Consider the following 7,711-nt stretch of genomic DNA (forward strand, 5'->3'; position numbering starts at 1 on the left):
TCAGGCTGATCACCGCCGCCTTGGTCGCGCAATAGACCGCTACCAACGGCTCGCCGCGCCGCCCGGCCTGGCTGGCCATGTTGATGATCTTGCCGCCATGCCCTTGGCTGATCATCTGCCGGGCTGCGGCCTGCAGGGTGAACAGGGTGCCGGCGACGTTGATCGAGAACAGCCGTTCAAAGCTGTCGCGGGTAATGTCGACGATGGGGGCCAGGTCGAACAGGGCGGCGTTGTTGATCAGGATATCGAGCTTGCCCGCATGGCTCACCACCGTGGCGACGGCCGCGTCGATGGAGGCTTGGTCGGTGACATCCATCGCCACGGCGTAAGCCTGCGGCCCCAGTTCGGCGGCGGTGGCTTGGGCCTGTTGCAGGTTGATGTCGGCAATGGCTACCGTGGCGCCTTCAGCGATGTAGGCCTGGGCAAACGCACGGCCAATGCCACGCGCCGATCCGGTGATCAGCGCGCTTTTACCTTCGAGTCGTTTCATAGGGTGTCCTGAAAAAGTTATTGCCGGTAGCCGGTGAGCGTCGCCGAGAACAGCTTGCCGCCCCTTGTTGTTGAGCCTCGATTACAGCAGCTTGGCCTGCCGCGTCACAAACGGCTGGCGAATGCGAGGCTGATACTTTTTTAACCTGAGGCACAGGATCAAAAAAGTATCAGTCTCAGGCGAAACCGGGGCTAGCGCACCGATTGCCAGTGAGGGTATTTTGGGAAAATTGCACCATCACAAGAGGCAGCACCATGCCCATCAGCCCCGCCACCCTGTTCGAGCACCGCCCTGCGGAGCTTGAGGTGATCCTGCCCGAACCGGAACACGGCTTTCGCTGGTTCGAACATGACTATCCCTATGAATTGGCGCGCTGGAACCATCATCCTGAATTCGAAATCCACCTGATCCGCCAAGGCAGCGGCAAGCTGGTGGCGGGCGACTATATCGGTGCGTTCAGCGCCGGGCATGTCGCGCTGATCGGCCCTGGCCTGCCCCACGACTGGATCGGTGACCTGGCCCCCGGCGAATACCAGCACGGACGCGATGTGGTGCTGCAATTCGACGGCGCCGCCCTGCTCGCCCTGCGCACCACCCTGCCTGAGCTCGGTGATTTACAGTCACTGTTTGCACGGGCGCGACGGGGCATAGAATTCACCGGCGAGACCGCAACGAGCGCGGCAGGGCTGATGGAGGCCATCGGCAGCGCCCATGGGTTGCAACGCCTGACCCTGTTCCTGCAACTGCTCGACACCCTGAAGAACGCACCGCCTGCACAGGCCAATACCCTGGCCAGCCCGTGCTACGCACCGACCCTGGATGCGCGCAGCGCCGAACGTATCAACAAGGCGTTTGACTACCTGATGCGGGAGTTGACCGGCGATGTACGCCTGTCGGACATCGCCCGGCAATTGGACATGAGCGAACCGGGCTTTTCGCGGTTTTTCAAGCGCAACACCGGCCATGGCTTTATCGACCTGATGCGCAAGTTCCGGGTGCAGCGTGCCTGCCGCTTGCTGTTGCACAGCCAGATGTCAGTGGCGGACATCTGCTTTGAGGTGGGCTACGCCAACCTGTCGAATTTCAACCGCCACTTTCGTATCGAAATGCACCAGACGCCGAGTGAATACCGGCGGCAGGCTGCACTGCCGATGTTCCATTCGTCTGACCCGCAGGGATGATAGGAATCCCCCTATTTTCCTGACCAAATCGTCGGCTAATTGCTCTTTTTTCTAAACAGTTCAAGCCATTGACCCAAGTTGGTACAGCCTGTGCAAACGTTTGCGGAACGAACTTGACCGCCAAGTTCACTCCTCCCCGTCGAATCGGGTTTAAACCGCGTAAGAATAAGGACTTTCAATGCACCCCACCTCAAAGCCTCGTGCTGGTCTCGGCGTTTCGTTGCTACTGGCCGCCGTTACGGGAGTACTCAGTGCACCCATTTTGGCGCAGGAAAAGCCCATCGATGACTCAGCACAGGGCGAAACCCTCAGCCCTGAAGCCAACCCGCCGACGAAAAAAGGCGTCTATTTGTCCGAGTGGTTCAACCAGGACCTCACGCTGATCGGCAGCAAAGACATCAGTTTCGGTCCCAAGCCACAGGATGACGTCTATCTGGAATACGAGTACTTCGGGCGCAAGGGCCCCTTTGAGTTGTACGGCTATATCGATGTGCCGAAGATTCTCACCATCGGCAACAGTAATGACAAAGGCGTGTGGGACCATGGCTCGCCGGTGTTCATGGAGCATGAACCGCGGATCTCCATCGACTACCTCGCAGGACGCAGCCTGGCAATTGGCCCATTCAAGGAATGGTATGTGGCCTTTGACTGGATCTACGACCACGGCAGCCGCAAGGAAAACCGCGCCAACACTCTGTACAGCGGCCTGGGCACCGATATCGACACCCACTCGCGGGTCAACCTGTCGGCCAACTTCTATGGGCGCTACCAGTGGGAAAACTACGGCGCCAGTAATGAGTATTCCTGGGACGGCTACCGAGCGCAGATGAAGTACATCGTGCCCATCGGCAAGTTCGACAACGGCGCCTCGCTGACCTACATCGGTTTCACCAACTACGATTTCGGCTCGGACCTGCACAAGGACAACCCGGCGCGCACCGCCAACTCCCTGGTGGCCACCAACGTGTTGCTGTACTCGTTTACCCACCTGCGCTTTACCCTGGTCGGCCGTTACTTTCATAACGGCGGCAACTGGGAGGACGGCAGCGAGTTGAATTTCGGCGAAGGCAACTTCCGCGCACGCTCCGACGGCTGGGGTTACTACGCCGGCGTGGGCTACCAATTCTGATCAAGGAGCTGTAGATGAACGCATTGACCCGTATCTCGCTGGCCGCAGGCCTGGCCCTATTGCCCCACGTGGTGCTGGCGGATAACCCGGCGCCGATCAAACCCAAGGTGATGCTGATCACCATGTTCGCCCCCGAGGCGCAAACCTGGATCGACCGCCTGGCCCTCAAACAAGAAGTGCGCGTACCGGGCTTGTCTGCCGAATACCCGGTAATTCGCTGCAACGCCCAGGACGTGTGCCTGCTGGTGACGGGCATGGGCCAGACCAACGCGGCCGCGTCCACGCTGGCCCTGGCACTGTCGCCCAAGTTCGACCTGCGCCAGAGTTACTTCCTGATCGCGGGAATCGCCGGCATCAACCCCAAGCACGGCACCATCGGCACCGCCGCCTGGGCTCATTACCTGGTGGAGTTCGGCACGCAGTGGGAGCTGGATTCACGGGATGCGCCCAAGGACTGGCCGACGGGCTATATCGGGATCAACACCAAGGGGCCCAACGAAAAACCTCCGTTGGACTACAAGACCGAAGTGTTCGAGCTCAACCAAAAGCTGCAAGCCAAAGCGTTTGCCTTGTCGCACAAGGTGGAACTGACAGAAAGCAAAGAGTCTGCCGCTTGGCGTAAACACTACCCTGCCGCCCCGGCCAACCAACCGCCGCAAGTCACGCGCTGCGACACCCTGGCGGGCAACACTTGGTTTTCCGGCACGCGGTTGAGCGAACGTGCCGAGGTCTGGACCCAGTTGCTCACCGACAACAAAGGCGAATACTGCACCACCCAACAAGAGGACAACTCCACCTACGAAGCGCTGCTGCGCGCCAGCCGCGAAGGTTTGGTGGATATCCAGCGCCTGGCCGTGGTGCGCGCCGGCTCCGACTTTGACCGGCCTTATCCGGGCTACAGCGAGGTAGACAACCTGCTCAAGTATGCGGACCAGGGTGGTTTTGTACCCGCGCTGGAAAACCTGTACCGCACGGGCAACCCGTTGGTCCAGGCGATTGTTGAGAACTGGTCGGTGTGGGAAAAAGGCGTTCCCGAGGTCGAGTGAAGATCAATACTGCGGGCTTGCTCGCGAAGGCAGAGTGTCAGTCGATATATAAGTGACTGATACACCGCATTCGCGGGCAAGCCCGCTCCCACATTTCTATCCCATCACGGCAGGAAAATGATTTTGTCTGGGCTGCCGTTGTTCACTTCTGCATAGCACTGAACACCCTCCACCAACGCCACTTCACGCAACCCCGTAGGCAGCGGCAACAGGCCTTCATCAAAGAAGCGCCCAAACGCCTCCAACATCACCGCGCATTGTTCGCAGCTGTACAGCAACGAGTTGACCCCCACCACCGACCCGCCCTTACGGTACAGCGCCAGGGCCGGTAACTGCACGAGGCCGTCAACCGGGGCGGCGATGATCGCAATGCGGCCGAACGGTGCCAGCCCCGCCACCGCGGCAGGCAGCCAGAAACCGGTGGTGTCAAAGATCACGTCGGCGCCGCCCTTGAACACGGCCTGCACTTGCGCGCCCAGCGCCTCTGGCTTACCCAAGGCAATCGCGTCCAACCCTTGAGCCTGCAACAACTCGAGCTGATCGGCCTTGCGCACAGCCGCCAGCACCTGCGCGCCGCGTATCTTCGCCAGCGCCAGCGCCGCACTGCCGACCGCGCCGTTGGCGCCAATCACCAGCAAGCGCGTGCCCTGGCCAACGCCACTGCGCTCCAAGGCATCCCAGGCAGTGGTATAGGGCACGCCGAGGCTGGCCGCCTGGGCAAAGCTCAAATGCGCGGGTTTGTGCGCCACGCCCTTGGCGGATACGCGCAGGTATTGGGCATGGGAACCGTCAGCGAAAAAACCCAGGTCGCGACCGGTGCCCCAGACTGCCTGGCCGAGCAATGCTTGCGGCCCCTCCACCACCACGCCGGCAAAATCACGCCCTGGGATGCGTGGCAGCGTGGTGTAGGGGAAGCGGCCAAGCACGTTTTTCACGTCGCTGGGGTTCAGGCCCGCAGCGTTAATCTGCACCAGCACTTCGCCGGCAGACGGCACCGGCACGGGCACCTCCACCAGGCTCAGGTGGGCGAGGTCGCCGGTGGCGGTAAATTGCAGTGCGTTCATCGAGGGCATCCGTCGAAGGGAAAAGGGATCAGGACAACCAACCACTGACCAACTGTCGCGTCATGGGCCAGAGCTTTTCGCCGAGCAGCATGCCCATCAGGCCGACCAGTGCGATAGCGGGCGGTGCCGGTGAACGGAAGTCCAGCGCGCCGTAGATCACGCCGACAAACAGGCCGATGGCCAAGGAAATCAAATAGCTCATGAAGGCTGCGCCCGGTGGATTGATAGGCTCAGTCTAGGGCGCGCCTACCGTGGGTATCGGCCAAGTGCTTCAGGATTTCGGCCAACCCCGGTACTGGGACGGCGACACGCCCAGTTCGCGTCGGAACATATCGCTGAAGCTGCTGGGCGAGTAACCCAGGGTGCGCGCAATGCCGCTCACCGACTGGCCCTGGATCAACTCCGCCGCCGCCGTAGCCAACTGCACCTGACGACGCCACTGGGCAAACCCCATGCCCAGGTGCTGCTGGAACAGCCGCGCCAGGGTGCGCACGCTGGCGCCCGCCGCCTCGGCGTGCTGCTCGAACGGGACGTCCAGGGAGGGCGACGCCATGACCGCCTGGCACGCATTGATCAGCCGACGATCAGCCGCCACCGGCATGGCAATGCGAATAGAGGAGCGACGTGCGCGTTGCAACTCCAGCAGAGCCAGGCCTACGACAGCCTCGTAGTAGGCCGCATCGCCGTGATCGCCCTGCTCCACCAAGGTCACGATCAACTCCCGCAACAAGCGACCCACTTCGATGACCTGCACCTGGCTGTCCAGCGTCGCCGCCAATGCCGGGCGCAGGTAGATATTGCGCATTTGCAAATCGGAGACCACGCGGATCCCGTGCTCCACCCCCGGCGGCAACCACACCGCGCGCTGGGGCGGCACCACCAGGGCTTCGCGTGGCGTCTCGACCCACATCACCCCGCTCATGGCGTAGAGCAGTTGGCCCCAATCGTGGCTGTGCGGCTCTACGTATAATCCACGCGGGTAGGTACGCGCCAACGGTTGCACGGGAACGGCGTGATCACTGAGGTCGGGAGGCGCGGCCAGGGCCATGGCGGGTACACATCAATCAAGGATGGGCCGCCATGGTAAAGACTGGCCGCGGGCAAGCGAACTGTTTTTACTCACCCTGCAGGCACCGGGTATCCGGGCCCGCAGGTCAATGCTGTCAACCGTGGGCCGACTTGGCGCATTCGCAACCCGTTGCGGCGGCGCAGGGTTCACCGTGAGCATGGTGCTCGGCACAGCCCTGGCAGCAATAGCCCTTGCCCTCTTTCATGATTGCGTCAGCGCCCAATACACATTTGCAGTGAGGGCAAGCACAGGTTTGATCTGGCATGGTCAGACTCCTTTTTCATGGTCGTCCGATGCAGCGAGCGCCGCATCTTAAGCAGTGACCTTGGGCAGGCAGGCATGGTTCAGCGCCGTCAGTCGGCCCGGCGGCTATTGCTGCGGTACATGAACACCAACGCCAGGGCGAGCAACAGCATCGCGAGAATACGGCTGCCCGACAGCTCGATCGCCGGGTTGCCCAGCCAGCCGAAGTTGTCAATCAACATGCCCATGCCCAGTTGCCCGACGATCACCGCCACCGTGGCGACAGCCGTGCCGACCACAGGTACCGCGCCGACCATCACCATCATGTACACCACACCAAACAGAGCACCCGTCAATTGCCACTTGGGCACCTCCAGCAGGCTGACGGCCTGGGCCGGCTCGAAGAAAAATATCAACAGCGCCGTGGTCAGCGCGCCCACCGCGAAGGTCAACAGGCTGCTGCGCAACACCCCCACAGTCTGGCCCAGACGCCCATTAATAGCGGCCTGCACACTCAGCACCGCCCCCGCTGCAATCACCACCACCAACAACATAAACAGATTCATCGCCTTAGCCTCGTGCAATCAGAACCAGAGCCGCCACAATCAACGCCAACGCGATCCAGCGCTCGCCATTGACGCGTTTGCGCGCCGTGCCGAACCAGCCGAAGTGGTCGATCAACACACTCTTGCCCACCTGGCCCGAGAGGATCGCGATCATGGTCATCGCGATGCCGATGTGCGGTGTGGCCAGGGTCAACACCACTACATACATCGGCCCCAGAAACCCGCCGATCAACTGCCAGCGCGGCAGCTGCGTGAAGGCCGGGCCTTTTTGCGGGCCGCTGAACAGCAGCAGTAAAAACAGGATCGCCGTGCCAACACCAAAGATGCTCAACGTCGCCCACAAATGCCCGACCTGCGCGCCCAATGGCCCGAGCAACCCGGCCTCCACCGACAGGCCCATGCCCGCCAGAATCACCAACGGCAACAGCAGCAGCCGTAAAAGGTTATTGCTCGGCCTAGCCTGCGCCAGCCCCTCGGTAGAACGTGCCTGCATACATCACCCGTGTATCAAGAAAGAAAAACATGGCGCGCATTATCCGGTGGCCGTGCTGTGCGATAAATGGGATTATGCGGACAACACCTTTGCGCAAAACGCACAGCCTGGAGAGATGATGCAGGGCTTGAATGAACTGAGTTTCAAGGCGCTACGCCTGTTTGTGGCCGTGCTGGACCAGGGCAGCTTTTCCGAAGTAGCCCGCCGTGAAAGCCTGGCGCCCTCCTCCATCTCGCGGCAGATTCAACTGATGGAGCAGGCCGTCGGCCAGCAATTGCTCTACCGCCATACGCGTGCCGTCAGCCCCACCGAAGCCGGCCGCCTGCTGGGCCGCCACGCACGCTTGCTACTCGAGCAGTTGGAGACGGCGAACCAGGCCCTGCAAGAGCAAGACAACGAACCCAGCGGCCTGGTGCGCATCAACGCGCCC

General features: G+C 61.6%; 11 protein-coding genes. 4 read left to right on the top strand and 7 right to left on the bottom strand.

Going from position 1 to position 7,711, the window contains the following annotated elements:
* Window positions 1-490: SDR family NAD(P)-dependent oxidoreductase (locus GIW04_RS25080; protein WP_236479301.1), on the bottom strand; the 490-nt coding region annotated here is incomplete at its 3' end.
* Window positions 491-744: 254 nt separating this feature from the next.
* On the opposite strand from GIW04_RS25080, the gene GIW04_RS25085 reads away from it, so the two are divergent.
* From GIW04_RS25085 to GIW04_RS25095, 3 genes are all read left to right on the top strand, one after another.
* Window positions 745-1,671 carry an AraC family transcriptional regulator gene (locus GIW04_RS25085; protein ID WP_094774102.1) on the top strand — a complete coding sequence of 309 codons (927 nt, stop codon included), beginning with the start codon at window positions 745-747 and terminating at the stop codon, window positions 1,669-1,671.
* A gap of 178 nt (window positions 1,672-1,849) precedes the next feature.
* Entirely contained in the window at window positions 1,850-2,800 is a 951-nt protein-coding gene (locus tag GIW04_RS25090; RefSeq protein ID WP_003191967.1) for a nucleoside-specific channel-forming protein Tsx, read from the top strand.
* 14 nt (window positions 2,801-2,814) lie between these two features.
* A complete protein-coding gene (locus GIW04_RS25095) occupies window positions 2,815-3,846 on the top strand; it encodes a purine-nucleoside phosphorylase (protein ID WP_003191968.1) in 1,032 nt (343 codons plus the stop codon).
* A gap of 104 nt (window positions 3,847-3,950) precedes the next feature.
* On the opposite strand, the gene GIW04_RS25100 is transcribed toward GIW04_RS25095, so the two are convergent.
* The 6 genes from GIW04_RS25100 to GIW04_RS25125 all read right to left on the bottom strand — a co-directional run bounded on the left by GIW04_RS25100 (window position 3,951) and on the right by GIW04_RS25125 (window position 7,281).
* Window positions 3,951-4,910 carry a quinone oxidoreductase family protein gene (locus GIW04_RS25100; protein WP_094774103.1) on the bottom strand — a complete coding sequence of 320 codons (960 nt, stop codon included), beginning with the start codon at window positions 4,908-4,910 and terminating at the stop codon, window positions 3,951-3,953.
* A gap of 28 nt (window positions 4,911-4,938) precedes the next feature.
* Window positions 4,939-5,112 carry a DUF1427 family protein gene (locus GIW04_RS25105; RefSeq protein ID WP_003191972.1) on the bottom strand — a complete coding sequence of 58 codons (174 nt, stop codon included), beginning with the start codon at window positions 5,110-5,112 and terminating at the stop codon, window positions 4,939-4,941.
* A 69-nt stretch (window positions 5,113-5,181) separates the two neighbouring features.
* Window positions 5,182-5,958 carry an AraC family transcriptional regulator gene (locus tag GIW04_RS25110; RefSeq protein WP_034134512.1) on the bottom strand — a complete coding sequence of 259 codons (777 nt, stop codon included), beginning with the start codon at window positions 5,956-5,958 and terminating at the stop codon, window positions 5,182-5,184.
* Window positions 5,959-6,073: 115 nt separating this feature from the next.
* A complete protein-coding gene (locus GIW04_RS25115) occupies window positions 6,074-6,244 on the bottom strand; it encodes a metallothionein (RefSeq protein WP_120249078.1) in 171 nt (56 codons plus the stop codon).
* 88 nt (window positions 6,245-6,332) lie between these two features.
* Window positions 6,333-6,788, bottom strand: a complete 456-nt coding sequence (locus GIW04_RS25120) for a DMT family transporter (protein WP_003191976.1) — start codon at window positions 6,786-6,788, stop codon at window positions 6,333-6,335.
* Between the two features lie 4 nt (window positions 6,789-6,792).
* On the bottom strand, window positions 6,793-7,281 hold the full coding sequence (locus tag GIW04_RS25125) for a DMT family transporter (RefSeq protein ID WP_014718846.1): 489 nt from the start codon (window positions 7,279-7,281) through the stop codon (window positions 6,793-6,795).
* Window positions 7,282-7,399: 118 nt separating this feature from the next.
* On the opposite strand from GIW04_RS25125, the gene GIW04_RS25130 reads away from it, so the two are divergent.
* The coding region (locus tag GIW04_RS25130) for a LysR family transcriptional regulator (protein WP_236479302.1) at window positions 7,400-7,711 on the top strand (312 nt) is incomplete at its 3' end.

The sequence above is a fragment of the Pseudomonas sp. PA-4-8C genome, assembly GCF_021606625.1.
Lineage (GTDB): Bacteria > Pseudomonadota > Gammaproteobacteria > Pseudomonadales > Pseudomonadaceae > Aquipseudomonas > Aquipseudomonas lactis.

Coding starts and splice junctions, on each gene's coding strand:
- GIW04_RS25085 (WP_094774102.1), top strand. CDS start 745: ATGCCCATCAGCCCCGCCACCCTGTTCGAGCACCGCCCTGCGGAGCTT.
- GIW04_RS25090 (WP_003191967.1), top strand. CDS start 1,850: ATGCACCCCACCTCAAAGCCTCGTGCTGGTCTCGGCGTTTCGTTGCTA.
- GIW04_RS25095 (WP_003191968.1), top strand. CDS start 2,815: ATGAACGCATTGACCCGTATCTCGCTGGCCGCAGGCCTGGCCCTATTG.
- GIW04_RS25100 (WP_094774103.1), bottom strand. CDS start 4,910: ATGAACGCACTGCAATTTACCGCCACCGGCGACCTCGCCCACCTGAGC.
- GIW04_RS25105 (WP_003191972.1), bottom strand. CDS start 5,112: ATGAGCTATTTGATTTCCTTGGCCATCGGCCTGTTTGTCGGCGTGATC.
- GIW04_RS25110 (WP_034134512.1), bottom strand. CDS start 5,958: ATGGCCCTGGCCGCGCCTCCCGACCTCAGTGATCACGCCGTTCCCGTG.
- GIW04_RS25115 (WP_120249078.1), bottom strand. CDS start 6,244: ATGCCAGATCAAACCTGTGCTTGCCCTCACTGCAAATGTGTATTGGGC.
- GIW04_RS25120 (WP_003191976.1), bottom strand. CDS start 6,788: ATGAATCTGTTTATGTTGTTGGTGGTGGTGATTGCAGCGGGGGCGGTG.
- GIW04_RS25125 (WP_014718846.1), bottom strand. CDS start 7,281: ATGCAGGCACGTTCTACCGAGGGGCTGGCGCAGGCTAGGCCGAGCAAT.